We start from the raw sequence: 15,900 nt of genomic DNA, 5'->3' as shown, positions 1-15,900 counted from the left end.
CGGACTCTGTCGAGGCCGACCCCTTCGTCGTCACCGTGCTGGATGGGTGCTGGATATCCTGACGGTGGGTCAGTGGTGATCAGGTCCCGAAAGCGGTGACCGGTGTCCCACGTGAACGGCCCGGATCACCAGCTCTCCGTCGTCGATGGTGTAGACGACGCGGTAGTCGCCGACGCGCAGGCGGCGACGCTCGGGCTGGGATATGAGTGTGGTGGTGTTGAAGCCGCGAGGGTCGGTTTCCAGCTCTGTCAGCTTGGCCAGGATGCGCAGCGCCATGGCGCGAGGGATCTTCCGCAACTCGGCCTGCGCCTCGGGCCGGAAGACGGTTCGGTACTCACTCACCGCGCGCCAGCGTCTCCCTCATGATGAGGGCGCCGTGCCGGGACGCGTTCCGTCGGGGAGCCCCGGTGATCGCTGTTGTCGGGGCTCCCGCGTCGGTCTGGCTAGGCAACTCGTTCGGCCAGAAAGTCCTCCCAGCTCCGCGCGCCCACGGTGGCTCCTTCGAGTACCAGGTTGTCCCCGTCCCGGTAGGCCTTCCCGACCTTCCCGGGCACCCGCACCGGCAACAGCGGACGCCGCTTGCCGCGAGCCCCGAGGTAGCCGCGGGCCAGCTCGCCCAGCGAGTACACGGCGGGACCGGCCAGGTCGGGCACCCGGCCGGTCGGCGCAGCCAGCGTCAGCTCCACCAGGCGCGCAGCCACTTCTCGTGAGTCGACCGGCTGCCAGCGCAGCCCGCCGGGCGACGGCACCACCGGCATCTTGGCCATCTTCTCCACCACCTTCAGCGCGAGGTCGTGGAACTGGGCGGCCCGCAGCGTGGTGAACGCGAGGCCCGAGTCCGCGATCGCTTGCTCCGAGTCGAACTTGGCCTTGAAGTAGCCGAGCGGCACGGTGTCCGAGCCGATCACCGAGATGTAGACCAGGTGCCGGACGGTCCCGGCCCGTTGGGCCGCCGCCACCAGGTTCCGGGTGGCCACGTCGTCGCCCTTGGGTCCGCCGGCCAGGTGCAGCACCGTCGCCACGCCCTCCAGCGCGGCGTCGAGGCCCTCCCCCTTGAGGAGATCGCAGGCGACGTACTCGACGCCGTCCGTGTTCTCCCGCGGGTTCCGGCTGAGCACCCGCACCGTGCGGCCGGCCCTGACCAGCAAGGGGAGAACGTGGCTGCCGAGCGTTCCCGTACCACCGGTGACCAGAATCGTCGCTGTCGTCATGACTGCTCCAGAGTTCGGACCGGGGGAGTGCAGACTCCCGCCGGGCGTCTAGATTTTCGTCCTCTGCTCTTACGACCCACCGCGACCGAGGAATGTGACAGATGAACGAGAACGCATCGCTGATCTTGCGCTTCGAGGAGGAGCGCCCTCGGCTGCGCGCGGTCGCCTACCGCATGCTCGGTTCGCTGAGCGAGGCCGACGACGCGGTCCAGGAGGCATGGATACGTCTCAACCGCTCCGACACGAGCGATGTCGAGAACCTCGGTGCCTGGCTCACCACGGTGATCTCCCGGCTCTGCCTGACCATGCTGCGCTCGCGGGACAACCGCCGCGAGGACCCCCTCGACTCCTACGTTCCCGACCCGGCCCGCGCCCAGAAGGACGTAACCGACCCGGAAGAGGAGGCGCTGCTCGCCGACGCGGTGGGCGTGGCCATGCTGGTGGTCCTGGACACGCTGGCCCCGCCGGAGCGGCTGGCCTTCGTGCTGCACGACATGTTCCAGGTGCCTTTCGACGAGATCGGCCCGATGCTGGAGCGCACTCCGGCCGCGGTACGCCAACTCGCCAGCCGCGCCCGGCGCCGGGTCAAAGGCAACGCCACCCCGGCGCCCGCGCCGGACCTGGGCCGTCAGCACAAGGTGGTCGAGGCGTTCCTGGCGGCGACCCGGGGCGGCGATCTCGATGCCCTGGTCGCGTTGCTCCACCCCCGCGTGGTGCTGCACGCCGACAAGATGGTCGTCCCCACCCCTGAGCCCATCTTCGTCAGCGGGGCCCGCACGGTGGCGCAGGGCGCGATGGCGGCGACGGGGCGTGCCCGGTTCACGGGGCTTGCGCTGCTCGACGGGGCGGTGGGGCTGGTGATGGCGCCGCAGGGGCGGCCGCGGCTGGTCCTCGCCTTCACGGTCACCGACGACGACCGGATCGCCGAGATCGAGGTCATCGCGGAGCCGGTGCGGCTGGGCGGACTCGAGGTCGCGGTGCTGGACGGCGCCGCCTGAGCCGCAAAGCCAGGACAGCCGTCGAAACCCACCTGCACATGGACACCATGCGCGGTTGCGAGGCCCGTCCGCCGTCGGCCGGCATCCCGATCCTTGAAGGCACGCGGCCGGCTCGGCCCGGTCGATCCGGATCGTCGGTGTGCCGCTGAGTCCGACCGGCCGCGGAGGGCTGGTCTGGGCGCTCGTGGTGGATACCCGTGGCCACCCCTCCCCGCGGCTGACCTGGCCGGTTCGCCGATCGGGTCGAAGGGAGGGTGGTTCTGTCCATGTTTTCGAGGGTATGGAGTTGTTAAGGCCCTTTGGGGAGGCTGATTCGATGCCGTGGTTCGCTTGGCTGCTCGCCGCCGCGGCGCTCGGCGCCGCGGAGTTCTTCACCCTGACGCTGGTCTTCGGTCTGCTGGCCGGCGCCGCGCTGGTCGCCGCCGTGGTGGCCGGTGTGGGCATCGGCCTCCTCGGCCAGCTGGTGGCGCTCGCGCTGGCGGCGGCGGCGGGGCTGGTGCTCGTGCGGCCGGTCGCCCTGCGGCAGATGGCCCAGTCACCCATCACGCACGAGGGCAGCGACGCGCTGATCGGCAAGCGGGCCGAGGTCATGAGGGAGGTCACCGCGACACACGGCCTGATCAAGCTCTCCGGTGAGGAATGGTCCGCCCGTGCTCTCGACGAAAGCCATGTGATCCCGGTGGGAGCGCTGGTGGATGTCATGGAGATCGAGGGCGCCACAGCGGTGGTGTATCCGCGTGAGCTCCTTCCGTGAACGGCTGGAGATCGTAGTGAGGGAGGACGCATGGATCCGGTGATCATCCCGATTCTGGTGGCGGCGATCGTTGTGGTCTTTCTGGTGGCCGCCACGGTGCGGATCGTTCCGCAGGCGCGCCGCTACAACATCGAACGGTTCGGCCGGTATCGCCGGACGCTCCAGCCCGGCCTCAACTTCGTCCTGCCGGTGGCGGACCGCGTCAACACCAAACTCGACGTACGTGAGCAGGTGTACTCCTCCGAGCCGAAGCCGGTGATCACCGAGGACAACCTCGTGGTGAACATCGACACCGTGCTCTACTACCAGATCACCGATCCACGGGCGGCGGCCTACGAAGTCGCCAACTACCTGCAGGCCATCGATCAGCTCACCGTGACCACCCTGCGGAACGTCATCGGCAGCATGGACCTGGAGGGGACGCTCACCTCGCGTGAGGAGATCAACGCCCGGCTCCGTACCGTCCTCGACGACGCGACGGGCAAGTGGGGCATCCGGGTCAACCGCGTCGAGATCAAGGCCATCGATCCGCCGAACACCATCAAAGAGGCGATGGAGAAGCAGATGCGGGCCGAGCGGGACAAGCGCGCGGCCATCCTGCACGCCGAAGGGGAGCGGCAGGCCAAGATCCTCACCGCGGAAGGTACGAAGCAGAAGGACATCCTGAAAGCACAGGGCACGCAACAGGCCATGATCCTGCGGGCGGACGGCGAGTCCAAGGCCGTGGAGCTCGTCTTCCAGTCCGTCCATCGCAACAACGCCGACCCGAAGGTCCTGGCCTACAAGTACCTGGAGACGCTTCCGCATCTGGCGAAGAGCGAGAACAACACGTTCTGGGTGATCCCGGGCGAACTGACCGAGGCGGTGCGCACCGTCACCGGTGCGTTCGGTGACCGGTCGACGACGGGTTCGCCCATCTCCGCGCAGCGTGAGGAGGCGGGCGGCGACGATACGCGGGACGACGGCGGTACGCGGGACGACGGCGGTACGCGGGACGACGGCGGTGCTCCGGAGGTCGAGGCGGACCCGACCCTGGCGCTGGACGCCGCCGCGGCGGCCGACGAGGCCGCGAAGCAGGCCGCCGTCGCGGTCAGCGACGCGAAGGCCGAGGCCGAGGCCGCGGGGGAGGCCCCGATGCCGGGGCGTAGGACGGCAACGGGCCACTGAGCGCCGGGGGGCAAGCGCCCGGGCGGCTGAGCGCCGGGGGCAAGCGCTCGGGCCGCTGAGCACCGGGGGCAAGCGCTCGGGCCGCTGAGCACCGGGGCCGGAAAAGTCCGGACAGCCCCCTGAGCCGGGAATGTTCTGGAACGTCAGGCCCGGCGCGGTGCAGAGCGCCCGCAGCCCTCGTTGCGGAGAGAACCGTATGTGTTCTCCCGGACACGAGGGCCGCGAGCGGGCGGCACCGCCGATCCAAGGTCCGCCGCGGCAGCGAGGACCGCACCGGGCCGCCACCGTCGCCTCAGGGTCCGCCGCAGCGGCGAGGGTCGCACCTGGCCGCCACCGCCGCCTCGGGGTCCGCCGCGGCAGCGAGGACCGCACCGGGCCGCCACCGCCGCCTCAGGGTCCGCCGTGCCTCACACCGCCAGCGGCACCGCGTGGATCTCGTCCGCCGTGTGGCCCGCGCGCTCGTGGATGCGCTGGACGGCGTCGGCGGAGGGGGCGGAGGAGAGGCAGTAGACCGTGCCGGACTCCGGGTCCGCCCAGGCGTGTTCGAAGTGGACGCCTTCGTCCTTCTCGATCGCCGTGTCGGCCTCGTGGGCCTTCTTCAGCTGATCGGACGTGATGCCCTTCATGCCGTGGTGGACGTCCATGTACATGCCCATGGCTTCCGCACCTCCGATGGTCGATTCGTCGCCCCTCTTCCATGCTGCACCCGTCTGTGCGCGGGGGCTCGGTCAGCGGTGGGGCGCCCCGCCGCCTACCGCCCCGCCCCCACCCTCAGCTCCGCGATCCCCGCCGGCTTCTCCGGGTCCTCCGAGCGGACCGTCACCCGGACCTTGCGGGCCGTGTCGCCCGCCAGGTACGGGCGCCAGAAGCGGCCGTCGACCGAGGTCTCCACGGTGTGCGAGGCGGGGGCCGTGTCGCTCCAGCGCGGGGTCACCGACGTGATCCGCAGCGGGTGCGGGCCAAGGTCCACCGTCAGCGTTCCCCTCGCACCGTCCGGGGACCAGGACGTCGCCGGGCTGCCGTCCACCGCCGCCTCCGCGTAGAGGCCGGGGGTCTCAGACGTGGCCGTCGCCGGGCGGCAGCGGGCCGCGTCGGCCGTCGGGGAGAGGTCCGGGCGGCGGGTGGGCAGGGTCAGCGGCTCCGACAGCCGGCGCGGGCCCTGCGCCGTGTGCACCGTGAACGGGGAGCCCGACGTCAGGCGGACCGTGCTCGTGCGGGCGCCGATCTCGACCTCGTACGTCGCGTCCCGGTGGCGCAGGCCCGTCAGCCTCACGCCCTCGTGCAGCTGCGGCGGCAGCAGCGGGTCCAGGCGGACGCCGTCCTCGCGCAGGCGCAGGCCCGTCAGACCGTGCGTGAAGACCTGGAGGAAGCCGCCCTTCCCGGTCAGGAAGTCCTCGGCGGGGAAGCCCGACAGCGGGTCCTGCGCTCCCGACTTGTCGCCGCGCGCCTCGGAGAACAGGTCGTACGGCCCCCGCATGAACGGCCGTACCGCGCGCTGGAGATACGTGTACGTCGAGCAGCCCGGCTCCCCGATCGCCGCCGCGTCGATCGCGTGCACCGAGTCCGTCATCGCCGGGCCGTCCGGGTCGGTGCGGGCCGCGTAGTAGTCCAGGGTGGCCGCCGCCGCGCCCGGTTCCATCGGCCATTCCAGGGGGTACATCAGCAGTACCGTGTCCGCTTGCTTGATCGTGGAGCCGTTGTAGCCCGCGTACTGGAGGAAGACCTTCCGCCCCGCGTCGTACGGGATGCGGAGGCCGTTCGCCACGCGGTTCCATCCGGTCGGCGGGCGGTGGCCGAGGAGCTCGGCGGCGCGGGTCGCGTTGCGCAGGGCGGTGGCGGCGACCGCGTTGGTGAACACGGCGTCGTCGACGCCGTTGCTGTACTCGTCGGGCCCTGCCACGTTCTTGATGGAGTAGCCGCCGTCCGCGTTCGCCGTGGCGCGTGACTGCCAGAAGTCGGCGATGCCACGCAGGAGCGGCCAGCCCCTCGCCGCCAGCCAGTCACGGTCGCCGGTGGCCAGGTAGTACTGCCAGACGGCGAGCGAGACATCGCCCTGGAGGTGGTTCTGGGTCAGGCAGTGCGGCGGGTCCCAGCTCTGGCACTCGGAGTCGATGCGGCCCTTGCTCGCGCTGGTCCAGGGATAGAACAGGCCCCGGTGGCCGTACTCCTCGGCGTTCGCCCGGGCCGCGTCCCGGGTGCGGTAGCGGTACTCCACCACCGAACGCGCCAGCTCCGGGCGGGTGGCGAGCAGCCCCGGGAACATCCACGTCTCGGCGTCCCAGAAGATCATGCCCGCGTAGTTGTCGCTGGTCAGACCGGCCGGGGCGATGCTGTCGGCGGAGCCGCGCCGGGTGTTGGCCAGCAGGCCGTACTGGGCCGAGCGCAGCCAGCGCTGGAGCTCCGGGCGGCCGGGGACCAGGACATCGGCTGACCAGGCCTCGCGCCAGGCCGCCTCGTTCGCCGCGAAGATCCGCTCCCAGCCGCGCCGGGCCGCGCGGTGCGCCGCCTCGCGGGCGTCCTCGGCCGGGGCGGCGGAGGTCAGGGCGGTGTCGACGCCGACGTACTTCTCGAACGTGTACGTCGTCCCCTCGCGCACCGGCGTCGGCCTCGGGGCCGTACGCGACTCGGGGTGCAGCGTCTCCACGACCCCCGAACCGCGGCGCATCGCCTGCGCCACCGCGCCCTCCACGCCGGTGCCGAGTGTCCTGAACGTGCCGTCCTCGCGCAGCGTGATCCGGCGTGCGCCCCGGTCGTCCAGCCGGCCGGTGACCGTCGCCGTGCCGCTCCAGCGCGGGGTCATCCGCAGGCGTACGGCTCCGGTGTGGACGTCGGAGCGGTCGGCCAGGACGTCGAAGTCGAGGTCGGTTGCCCGGCCGTCCGCCGTCGTCCAGCGCAGCGAGGTACGGACGAGGCCGCAGCTGAGGAAGACCGTCTGCCGGTAGTGCGAGATCCGGCCGGTCGGTGTGTCCGCGCCGTACTTCTCGTTGCCGACTCCCACCTCGATCGTCGTCCAGCTCGGCAGGGCGGCGATCACCTCGCGGCCCTCGGAGAGGGCCTTGTCCCTGGCGTACAGCCCGGAGACGAACGCGCCGTCGTAGCGGGGGGTGTAGAGCGGCCAGCCCGTCTTCTCGCCGGTGGCCGCGTAGCCGATGCCGGTGGCGGGGACCCGGTGGCCGAGGTAGCCGTTCCCGACGTACGGGTCGTAGCCGTCCGCCTCCCCGAGGTGGGTGGACGTCGGGGCCCAGCCGGGGTCCTGACCCTCCGTCCGGCCGCAGGCGGGCACGGTCGGCGGTGACGGCGTCGGGGTGGCGGCGGCCGCCTGGGGGAGGGGCGGCAGCGGCACGATCAGGGCGGCCGCGACCAAGGGTGCGAGGACGGAGATACGCGAGAGGCTCACGGTACGAAGGTAGGAGGGGGCCGCGCGACCTGCGGTACGGCACGCACACCCGGCGGGCGTGGTGTGAACGCGCCCGCCGGATGGAGCAGACCCCCCCTGTCCATCCCGGCCCCGTCAGCCGGCGGGCAGGTCCTTGACGAAGACCAGGCCGTCCACCTCCGCCAGGTGCGCCGGGTCCAGGCCGGAGTAGCCGAACCAGGGGGAGACGCGGGGCGCGGGGAGCGCGTCGCCCAAAATGCCGGCCAGCCGGCGCGCGTCGACGAGGAGGCGGTCCTCGGGGAGTGCGTACAGGAGCCCCTCCACGGTCTCGGGCGGCGGGGCGTCCACGCCGTGGTGCCGGATGGTGCCGACGGCGGTGGCGACGAAGGCGTACTCCGCCCCCAGGTGGGCGCTCACGATCGAGCCGGCACTCCACCACTCCAGCGGCCGGCCGCCCATCCGCACCGAGCTCCGCTCCCGCTGGAGATGGCTGTTGTGGGCGAAGACCAGGACCGGGCCGCGTGCGGCGAGCGCGAGGAGGTTGTCGGCCATCATCCGGTCCCGCAGGCCGAGCAGCCGCGTCATGCGGCCCGGGGAGGTGTCGGCCATCCAGGAGTGGTAGCGCAGCAGGCCGGTGGCGGTGCGGCCGTGCAGGTGTGCCCGGTCCCAGGACTCCCGCCCGGCCGCCTCGACCAGGTGCGGTGTCCGTTCGTCCAGCAGTGACACCAAGTCGTCTGCCAGCAGCCGGAGTTCAGCCGCCTCGGGTGAGCGGCCGAAGGAGCGGGCCGGGTCCGTCATCGCGGCCGGTTCGGTCCACCGGTCGTCGGCGCCGAGCAGCCGGTCGAGCGTATCTGCGGTGCAGGGGAGCAGATCGTCCGCGTCGAGGCAGGACGCGAGGTGGTCGTGGAGTGCGGTGAGCGCCTGTCGGGGACTCGCGGCGCCCGTGATCTCCAGCGGGCCGTCGAAGCCGGCGAAGCGGAGGTGCTCGGCGGCCGGGCAGCCGGTGTTGTACTCCCGCGCCCAGCGTACGAGTTCGCGGTTGGCCGCGGACGTGCCGAACCCGTGGCTGAATCCGTGCTCCATGACCTCGTCGAGCGTGCCCGTGCCGCCGGTGACGTAGTCGTCCACGAGCAGGCCCCTCAGGCAGTCGCTCTCGATGGCGATGGTCCGGTAACCCTCCTGCTCGACGAGTTGCCGGAAGAGTTCGTTGCGTACGTCGAGCAGGGTGTCCTCGCCGTGGGTGGGTTCGCCCAGGGCGAGCATCCGCGGGCGGGACGGGAGCAACTCCATGACGGCGGCCGCTTCGACGGTATGGGTGATGTGCGGGAGGTCAGTGGCCATGGATTCAACGGTATCGTTGAACCTTCGGTGGATACTTCTGCATGGAAGTGCTGGGATTATGGGGTCGGTGTGAGGCAGAACCCTCAAAGGCGGGTACGGCTCCGGCCGGTCGATCTGGCGCGCCCGTACGGTCTGTCCACCCAGGCCGTCCGCAACTATGAGGAGGCCGGAATCCTCCCGGCCGCCGCGCGCACCGGGAGCGGCTACCGCACCTACACCCCGCTGCACGCGCGTGCCCTGGGCACGTTCCTCGCCCTGGTGCCCGGCCACGGCCACCGCACGGCGACGGGCATCATGCGGGCGGTGAACCGGGGGGCGCCCGACGCGGCGTTCCACCTCGTCGACGAGACCCACGCCCAGCTCCTGGACGACCGGCGGACCCTGCGGGCGGTGGAGAGCGCCCTGCGTGACCTGGGGCCCGACGCCGAGGTGGCAGGGTCCGCCACCACGGGGGCCCCGGCCGCCGGGGGCACCTTCATCGGTCCCCTGGCCGGCCGGCTCGGCATCCGGCCCGCCACCCTGCGCAAGTGGGAGCACGCTGGACTGGTGCGCCCGCGCCGCGACGCGCTGACCGGCTACCGCGTGTACGGCGAGGCCGACGTACGGGATGCCCGGCTGGTCCACCAGCTCCGGCGGGGCGGGTACCTGCTGGAGCAGATCGCCCCGCTGATCGACCAGGTCCGGTCGGCCGGCGGGCTCGAACCCCTGGAGGCGGCCCTGGGCGACTGGCGTTCCCGGCTCAGCGCCCGTGGGCGTGCGCTGCTGACGGGGGCGGCGGAGCTGGAGGCGTACCTGCTGGAGCGGGAGCAGGGAGAGCCCCCCTGCCAGGCGGAGCGGAAGCAGGGAATACCCCCCTGCCAGGCGGAGCGGGACGAGGGAGAAGCCTTGTGCCCGCTGGAGCGGGACGAGGGAGCACCCGCCTAACCCGCCATCCCCGTCTTAGCCCCCGCTCCGCACAACGGCACCACCACGCTCCCCGGCCGGAGTGCCCGGTCCCGTACCGCAGCCCAGCACGCCACCCCCGTCGTCTCGACGTAGAACCCGCGCGCCGCCAAGTCCTTCTGGGCGTCGCGGATCTGTTCCTCGCCCACCGTCAGGAACGTGCCGCCCGACTCCCGTACCGCCGCCAGGATCTGGCGGGCGCGCGGCGGTCGCGGGACCGCGATGCCCTCCGCCAGGGTCGCGGCCGCGTCTCCGGGGCCGGCGGGCAGCAGGTCGTCCGCGCCCGCGTGGAAGGCGGCCGCCAGCGGGGAGACCGCCTCCGCCTGCACGGCGATCAGCCGGGGGCGGGCCGTGATCAGGCCGAGGGCGTGCAGTTCGGCGGTGGCGAGGGCCGCGCCGAGGAGCAGGGTGCCGTTGCCGACCGGGACCACGAGGGCGTCCGGGAGCCGGCCGCCGAGGTCCTCCCAGAGCTCGTACGCGTACGTCTTCGTGCCGTGCAGGAAGTACGGGTTGAAGACATGCGAGGCGTAGAACGTGCCGGGTTCGTCCGCCGCCGCCCGGGCGGCGCGGGCCGTCGCCTCCCGGCCGCCGGGGACGGTCACCAGGCGCGCCCCGTGGGCCCGGATCTGCTCGGTCTTCTTCGGCGATGTGCCCTCGGGCACGTACACCGTGCAGGGCAGCGCCGCCCGCGCGCAGTACGCGGCGACCGACGTGCCCGCGTTGCCGCTGCTGTCCGCCACCACCCGGTCCGGTCCCAGCCGCCGGGCCAGCTCCGCCAGCATCACCGCGCCGCGGTCCTTGAAGGAGAGCGTCGGCATCAGGTAGTCGAGCTTGGCCGCGACGGTGTCCGTGAGCGGGACGAGCGGGGTGCGGCCCTCGCCGAGGGAGACCGAGGGGGCGTCGAGCGGCAGGATCTCCTCGTAACGCCACAGTGAATCGGTCCGCCCGGCGAGCGCGTTCGGGGTGAGCCCGGGGGCCGGTGCGAAGTCCAGGTCCCACGGGCCCCGGCAGACCGGGCAGCGCCAGGTCAGGGCGGAAGTGGCGGACCGGGTTCCGTCCCGGGGGCAGTGGTAGGTGGCCATGGTCATCAGCATGTCAGGCATATGGCAGGTGAATGGCGTGCGTATGGCATACCTCAAGGCACCCTTGTGGGTTTGCCATGGATCGGTCAATCTTTCGCTGGCAGCACGGCATGCCGGTCACGGGCGACGCCGAAAGCGGACGTTCGCACGGTTGATTTGTCATGCCCCTGTCGGGAGTCGTGCGCCGGCTCCGGCACCACCCCCCACCAGCGCACCGCCTATGAGGAGGACCCCTCACATGTCAGTGATGCGTCACACCCCCCATGCACGTCGAAGACTCGCCGCGGCGACCGTCATGGCCACCGCGGCAGCCGTCGCACTCGCCACCGCCGGCACCCTCCCGGCGACCGCGGCCGAGCGCGCACCCGAAGGCGTGATTCTGAACGCGGGCGCCCCGGGCACCGTCAGCGACAGCTACATCGTCACGCTGAAGGACTCGGCGGCGAAGTCCGACTCCGCCCGGGGCAAGGCCCTTGCGAAGAAGTACGGCGCGAGCATCGAACGGACCTACCGCTCGGCCCTCAACGGCTACGCGGTCGAGGCCACCGCCGCGGAGGCGAAGAAGTTCGCCGCCGACCCGGCCGTCGCGTCCGTCTCGCAGAACCGCACCTTCACGGTCTCCGCCACCCAGAACAACCCGCCGTCCTGGGGTCTGGACCGGATCGACCAGCGGAGCCTTCCGCTGGACCAGCGCTACACCTACCCCGACAAGGCCGGCGAGGGCGTCACCGCCTACGTCATCGACACCGGGGTACGGATCAGCCACAGCGACTTCGGCGGCCGGGCCGCCAACGGCTACGACGCCATCGACAACGACAACGTCTCGCAGGACGGCCACGGCCACGGGACGCACGTGGCGGGCACCGTCGGCGGCACCGCCTACGGCGTCGCCAAGAAGGCCAAGATCGTCGGCGTCCGGGTGCTGAACAACCAGGGCTCCGGCACCACCGCGCAGGTCGTCGCGGGTATCGACTGGGTGACGGCCAACGCCGTCAAGCCGGCCGTCGCCAACATGAGCCTCGGCGGTGGCGCCGACTCGGTCCTCGACGCGGCCGTGCAGCGGTCCATCGCCTCCGGCATCACCTACGCCGTCGCGGCGGGCAACGAGTCGACCAACGCGAACACGAAGTCCCCGGCGCGTGTCGCCGAGGCCATCACGGTGGGCTCGACGACCAACACCGACGCCCGCTCAAGCTTCTCCAACTTCGGTGCGGTCGTGGACATCTTCGCGCCCGGTTCCTCGATCACCTCGACGTGGAACACCAGCGACAGCGCCACGAACACCATCTCCGGCACCTCGATGGCCAGCCCGCACGTGGCCGGCGCGGCCGCGATCTACCTGGCCGACAACCCGGGCTCGACCCCCGCCCAGGTCTCCGCCGGCCTCGTCGCGGCCTCCACCCCAGGCGTCGTCACCAACCCGGGCACCGGCTCGCCGAACCGGCTGCTGTACGTCGGCGCGGGCGGCACCACCCCGCCGCCCGGCAAGAAGTTCGAGAACACCACCGGGTACCCGGTCAACGACAACACCACCGTCGAGTCCCCGATCACCGTCAGCGGGATCACCGGCAACGCCCCGGCCACGCTGAGCGTCCCGGTCAACATCTCGCACACCTACATCGGTGACCTGAGGATCGACCTGGTCGCGCCCGACGGCTCGCTCTACAACCTGAAGGCGTTCGGCTCCGGCGGCAGCGGCGACAACGTGGTCACCACGTACACGGTCGACGCCTCCTCCGAGGTCGCCAACGGCACCTGGAAGCTCCGGGTCGCCGACAACGCGCAGGCCGACACCGGGCGGATCAACAGCTGGGCGCTGCAGTTCTGACAACGGCGGCACCGGACGGCAACATCAGTGAACGGTTGACATGACGTTGGGGCGGTCGCATCGCGCGGCCGCCCCAACATCTCGGTCGTCAACGCCGGTTGAGACCCCGGTCGACGGCGGTGATCAGCTCACCGTCCTCGGTGTCACCGTCCAGCGACCAGAACATCGCGCCACCCAGGCCCTTGTCCCGGATGTACGAGGTCTTGGCGCGCAGCACCTGCGGGTCGTCGTACGTCCACAGTGTGGTCCCGTCGAACAGCCAGGCGTGGCCGTTCCTCGTGTCCCGGTGGACCTTGAACGCACCCGACTCGGCCAGCTTCTTGAGGACCTTGTAGTCCTCGTAGCCGTTCGCCCAGGTGGCCGGAGCGGGGCCGGTGGCCGGCTGGCCCAGCCCCTTGCCGCCGCCGCTCACTCCGGTCCAGCCCTGGCCGTACGTCGGCATGCCCACCACGAGCTTGTGCTTGGGGGCGCCGCGCCGGATCCAGTCCCGTACGGTCCGGTCCACGCTGAAGTCGTCCTTCGCGTACAGCGCCGACTGCTGGGCGGTCTTCTTCTCGCTCGACACGTGGTAGTCGTAGCCCTGCAGGTTGACGAAGTCGAAGTCCTTCATCAGCCGCTTCACGTCGAAGCCCGCGTCGATCGCCTTGGGGTTGGCCGGGACGTACGCCGACAGGTCGTAGTGCTTGGGCTTCGGCTTGTGGTGGCCGTGTCCCTTGCCCTTTCCGGGCTTGACCTGGCTCTTCGCGTACGCGTCGAGCTGGGTGCGGAACTCGTGGATCAGGGCGGTGAAGTTCTTCTTGTCCTCCGGGCGGAAGACGGTGCCCGCGTTGCCCGCCGAGCCGGGCCACTCCCAGTCGATGTCGATGCCGTCGAAGAGGCCGGCCGCCGCGCCCTGGCCGCCGCGCGCCCCGTCCACCGGCAGGTTGCCCTTGATGTACAGGTCGATGCAGGAGGCGACGAGCGCCTTGCGGGAGGCCGCGGTGCGCACCGAGTCGGAGAAGTGGGTGGAGTAGCTCCAGCCGCCGAGCGAGATCATGACCTTGAGACCGCGGTGCTTGGCCTTCAGCTCGCGCAGCTGGTTGAAGTTGCCCGCGAGCGGCTGGGTGTCACTGTCGGCGACGCCGTCCACCGACCCCGCCGCGTCCAGCGGACGGGCGTAGTCCGCCCAGGCGTCGGCCTGGCCGGGGATGTTGCCAGTGAAGCACTTGCCCTCGGCGTTGACGTTGCCGAAGGCGTAGTTGATGTGGGTCAGCTTGGCCGCGGTCCCGCTGGTGTCCAGGTCCTTGACCTGGAAGTCGCGCCCGTAGATGCCCCACTGGGTGAAGTAGCCGATGTTCTTGTACGCGGGGCGGTGGTGGCCCCCGGTGCGGTCGCCGCCGCTGCTCTGGCCACGGTCGCCGCTGGCCGTCGCGGCCGGGGCGACGCCCGCCAGCAGGGCGAGGGCGACGCCGGCGATGGTCAGTCGGGACAGGTTGCTTCGACGCATGAGGCTCGTTCCTGTGCGTGATCCGGTACGGAGGGACGTGAGGAGCCGTGCTGTGCACAGGAAGGTATTGGTCTGGACCAAAAACGGTCAAGGGCTGGGGAGTTACGGGTCTGCCGGCAGTGTCGATCAGTGACATCCGGGGCAGGTTCCTGGCGGTGTCGGCGCGGGGCCGGTACGGGTCCGGCGTGGGTCCGGTGCGGGGCTGGCGTGGGTCCGGTGCGAGTCCGGCGTGGGTCCGGTGCGGGGCTGGCGTGGGTCCGGTGCGAGTCCGGCGAGGGTCCGGTGCGGGTCAGGGCGCGCGGGGAATGGCTGGTAAGCGCCCTGGCGCCGAGGGGCGACCCATGCGCGAAGTGCCCCGGTGTCATCACATTGAGTGAAACTCTGGCCCATGCTTGCGGTGTTCAACCCACGGTTGTCAGGCTGTTGCAGACTGTCAACCTGTTGGGAGTGGCCTGTGACTTTCGGTGAGCAGCCCGCCTATCTGCGCGTGGCGAGCGATCTGCGGGAGAAGATCGTGAACGGCGCGCTGCCGCCCCATACCCGCCTGCCGTCGCAGGCCCGCATCCGGGAGGAGTACGGGGTCTCGGACACCGTCGCCCTGGAGGCGCGCAAGGTCCTGATGGCCGAGGGGCTGGTCGAGGGCCGCTCCGGTTCCGGCACGTACGTGCGCGAGCGCCCCGTCCCCCGCATGATCGCCCGCTCCGGGTACCGGCCGGAGAAGGGGGCCAGCCCGTTCCGCCAGGAGCAGACCGCCGACGGGGTGCGCGGGACCTGGGAGTCCCGCAGCGAGCAGGAGGGGGCGAGCGCCGAGGTCGCCGAGCGGCTCGGCATCGCGCCGGGCGACCGGGTCATGCGCACGCACTACGTGTTCCGGGAGGCGGGGGAGCCGATCATGCTCTCCACCTCCTGGGAGCCCCTCTCCGTCACCGGGCGTACGCCGGTGATGCTCCCCGAGGAGGGTCCGCTGGGCGGCTGCGGGGTGGTCGACCGGATGGCGGCGATCGACATCGTCGTGGACAACGTGGCCGAGGAGGTGGGCGCGCGCCCGGGGCTCGCGGAGGAGCTGCTGGCGCTCGGCGGGGTGCCTGGCCATGTGGTCATCGTGATCGGGCGGACGTACTACGCCTCGGGCCGGGCGGTGGAGACGGCCGACGTGGTGGTGCCCGCCGACCGCTATCGCGTCGCTTATCACCTGCCGGTCAGATGAGTTGACGCCCCGTCGGGCCGGGAGGTGGGCCCGGGACCTGGGGTGATGGTGTCGTGAAGGGGGCGCATCCGGTGGATGCGCCCCCTTCGTGTTGGCCGGATGTGTATCTCTTTGTGCAAAGGCGCCTGCGCTGAGTGAAGGTCAGGCGTACGCTCGGGCATATGCGCACTGCGGTTTCCTGGGGATCCTTAGAGACGTGCACGCCGGTGGGGAGAGGGGTCACATGCGGGGGAGCGACACGATGAGCGACGGCGGTGCCGTGCTCCCGTGGCTGGTGATACGGCAGGACGACAGCGGCAACCGCTATCGCATCGGCAGGTATGCCACCCAGGCCGAGGCGCAGAAGGTCGCCGACGGCCTGCACGACCGCAAGCACCGCCAGGTGTACCGGGTGGAGCGCGTGGGCCAGGGCGGCCGCCCCTGAGGGTCTGAGGCGCCGGAGTCCGGTGCCGCGTTCGGGGACCCTGCCGCGCAGACGGTAGGGTCCCGCCCGTCCGGTAGGAGCGTC

14 protein-coding genes are annotated in these 15,900 nt (G+C 71.5%); 7 read left to right on the top strand and 7 right to left on the bottom strand.

Features of this window, described 5'->3' with window-relative positions:
• Nucleotides 1-69: 69 nt before the first annotated feature.
• Both ACIQAK_RS04565 and ACIQAK_RS04560 read right to left on the bottom strand, forming a co-directional pair.
• The gene (locus ACIQAK_RS04565) at nucleotides 70-342 is read right to left on the bottom strand and encodes a type II toxin-antitoxin system RelE/ParE family toxin (protein ID WP_366392598.1); all 273 of its coding nucleotides are present in this window, start codon (nucleotides 340-342) and stop codon (nucleotides 70-72) included.
• Between the two features lie 101 nt (nucleotides 343-443).
• Nucleotides 444-1,211: an SDR family oxidoreductase gene (locus ACIQAK_RS04560; RefSeq protein WP_366392599.1), complete on the bottom strand. Its 768-nt coding sequence runs from the start codon at nucleotides 1,209-1,211 to the stop codon at nucleotides 444-446.
• Between the two features lie 101 nt (nucleotides 1,212-1,312).
• Between ACIQAK_RS04560 and ACIQAK_RS04555 the strand changes: the two genes are divergently transcribed.
• The 3 genes from ACIQAK_RS04555 to ACIQAK_RS04545 all read left to right on the top strand — a co-directional run bounded on the left by ACIQAK_RS04555 (nucleotide 1,313) and on the right by ACIQAK_RS04545 (nucleotide 4,130).
• Nucleotides 1,313-2,209, top strand: coding sequence for a sigma-70 family RNA polymerase sigma factor (locus tag ACIQAK_RS04555; protein WP_366392600.1), 897 nt, complete (start codon nucleotides 1,313-1,315; stop codon nucleotides 2,207-2,209).
• 316 nt (nucleotides 2,210-2,525) lie between these two features.
• Nucleotides 2,526-2,963, top strand: coding sequence for an NfeD family protein (locus ACIQAK_RS04550; protein WP_366392601.1), 438 nt, complete (start codon nucleotides 2,526-2,528; stop codon nucleotides 2,961-2,963).
• A 30-nt stretch (nucleotides 2,964-2,993) separates the two neighbouring features.
• Nucleotides 2,994-4,130, top strand: a complete 1,137-nt coding sequence (locus ACIQAK_RS04545; RefSeq protein ID WP_366392602.1) for an SPFH domain-containing protein — start codon at nucleotides 2,994-2,996, stop codon at nucleotides 4,128-4,130.
• Nucleotides 4,131-4,537: 407 nt separating this feature from the next.
• Here the strand turns inward: ACIQAK_RS04545 and ACIQAK_RS04540 are convergent, their stop codons facing one another.
• The 3 genes from ACIQAK_RS04540 to ACIQAK_RS04530 form a co-directional block, all read right to left on the bottom strand.
• Nucleotides 4,538-4,786, bottom strand: coding sequence for an SCO4226 family nickel-binding protein (locus ACIQAK_RS04540; protein ID WP_366392603.1), 249 nt, complete (start codon nucleotides 4,784-4,786; stop codon nucleotides 4,538-4,540).
• Between the two features lie 95 nt (nucleotides 4,787-4,881).
• Nucleotides 4,882-7,527: a discoidin domain-containing protein gene (locus ACIQAK_RS04535; protein ID WP_366392604.1), complete on the bottom strand. Its 2,646-nt coding sequence runs from the start codon at nucleotides 7,525-7,527 to the stop codon at nucleotides 4,882-4,884.
• 114 nt (nucleotides 7,528-7,641) lie between these two features.
• Nucleotides 7,642-8,847 carry an erythromycin esterase family protein gene (locus ACIQAK_RS04530; RefSeq protein WP_366392605.1) on the bottom strand — a complete coding sequence of 402 codons (1,206 nt, stop codon included), beginning with the start codon at nucleotides 8,845-8,847 and terminating at the stop codon, nucleotides 7,642-7,644.
• A gap of 69 nt (nucleotides 8,848-8,916) precedes the next feature.
• Here ACIQAK_RS04530 and ACIQAK_RS04525 point away from each other — a divergent pair, with 69 nt between their 5' ends.
• A complete protein-coding gene (locus tag ACIQAK_RS04525; protein ID WP_366392606.1) occupies nucleotides 8,917-9,771 on the top strand; it encodes a TioE family transcriptional regulator in 855 nt (284 codons plus the stop codon).
• Here the strand turns inward: ACIQAK_RS04525 and ACIQAK_RS04520 are convergent.
• The gene (locus tag ACIQAK_RS04520; protein ID WP_401847772.1) at nucleotides 9,768-10,883 is read right to left on the bottom strand and encodes a threonine synthase; all 1,116 of its coding nucleotides are present in this window, start codon (nucleotides 10,881-10,883) and stop codon (nucleotides 9,768-9,770) included. The two genes, ACIQAK_RS04525 and ACIQAK_RS04520, sit on opposite strands and share 4 nt — an antisense overlap.
• Nucleotides 10,884-11,109: 226 nt before the next feature.
• On the opposite strand from ACIQAK_RS04520, the gene ACIQAK_RS04515 reads away from it, so the two are divergent.
• Complete coding sequence (locus ACIQAK_RS04515; protein WP_366392608.1) at nucleotides 11,110-12,699, top strand: S8 family serine peptidase; 1,590 nt, start codon at nucleotides 11,110-11,112, stop codon at nucleotides 12,697-12,699.
• An 88-nt stretch (nucleotides 12,700-12,787) separates the two neighbouring features.
• Here ACIQAK_RS04515 and ACIQAK_RS04510 read toward each other — a convergent pair whose 3' ends face one another.
• A complete protein-coding gene (locus tag ACIQAK_RS04510; RefSeq protein ID WP_366392609.1) occupies nucleotides 12,788-14,185 on the bottom strand; it encodes a glycoside hydrolase family 18 protein in 1,398 nt (465 codons plus the stop codon).
• A 454-nt stretch (nucleotides 14,186-14,639) separates the two neighbouring features.
• Between ACIQAK_RS04510 and ACIQAK_RS04505 the strand changes: the two genes are divergently transcribed.
• Both ACIQAK_RS04505 and ACIQAK_RS04500 read left to right on the top strand, forming a co-directional pair.
• Nucleotides 14,640-15,392, top strand: a complete 753-nt coding sequence (locus tag ACIQAK_RS04505) for a GntR family transcriptional regulator (protein ID WP_366392610.1) — start codon at nucleotides 14,640-14,642, stop codon at nucleotides 15,390-15,392.
• Nucleotides 15,393-15,615: 223 nt separating this feature from the next.
• Entirely contained in the window at nucleotides 15,616-15,816 is a 201-nt protein-coding gene (locus ACIQAK_RS04500) for an SPOR domain-containing protein (protein ID WP_366392611.1), read from the top strand.
• Nucleotides 15,817-15,900: the final 84 nt, after the last annotated feature.

Source organism: Streptomyces sp. NPDC088706 (assembly GCF_044752765.1).
Taxonomy (GTDB): domain Bacteria; phylum Actinomycetota; class Actinomycetes; order Streptomycetales; family Streptomycetaceae; genus Streptomyces.
Note: the sequence above shows the minus strand (reverse complement) of the source record. Positions and strands in the feature narration are given on the sequence as shown.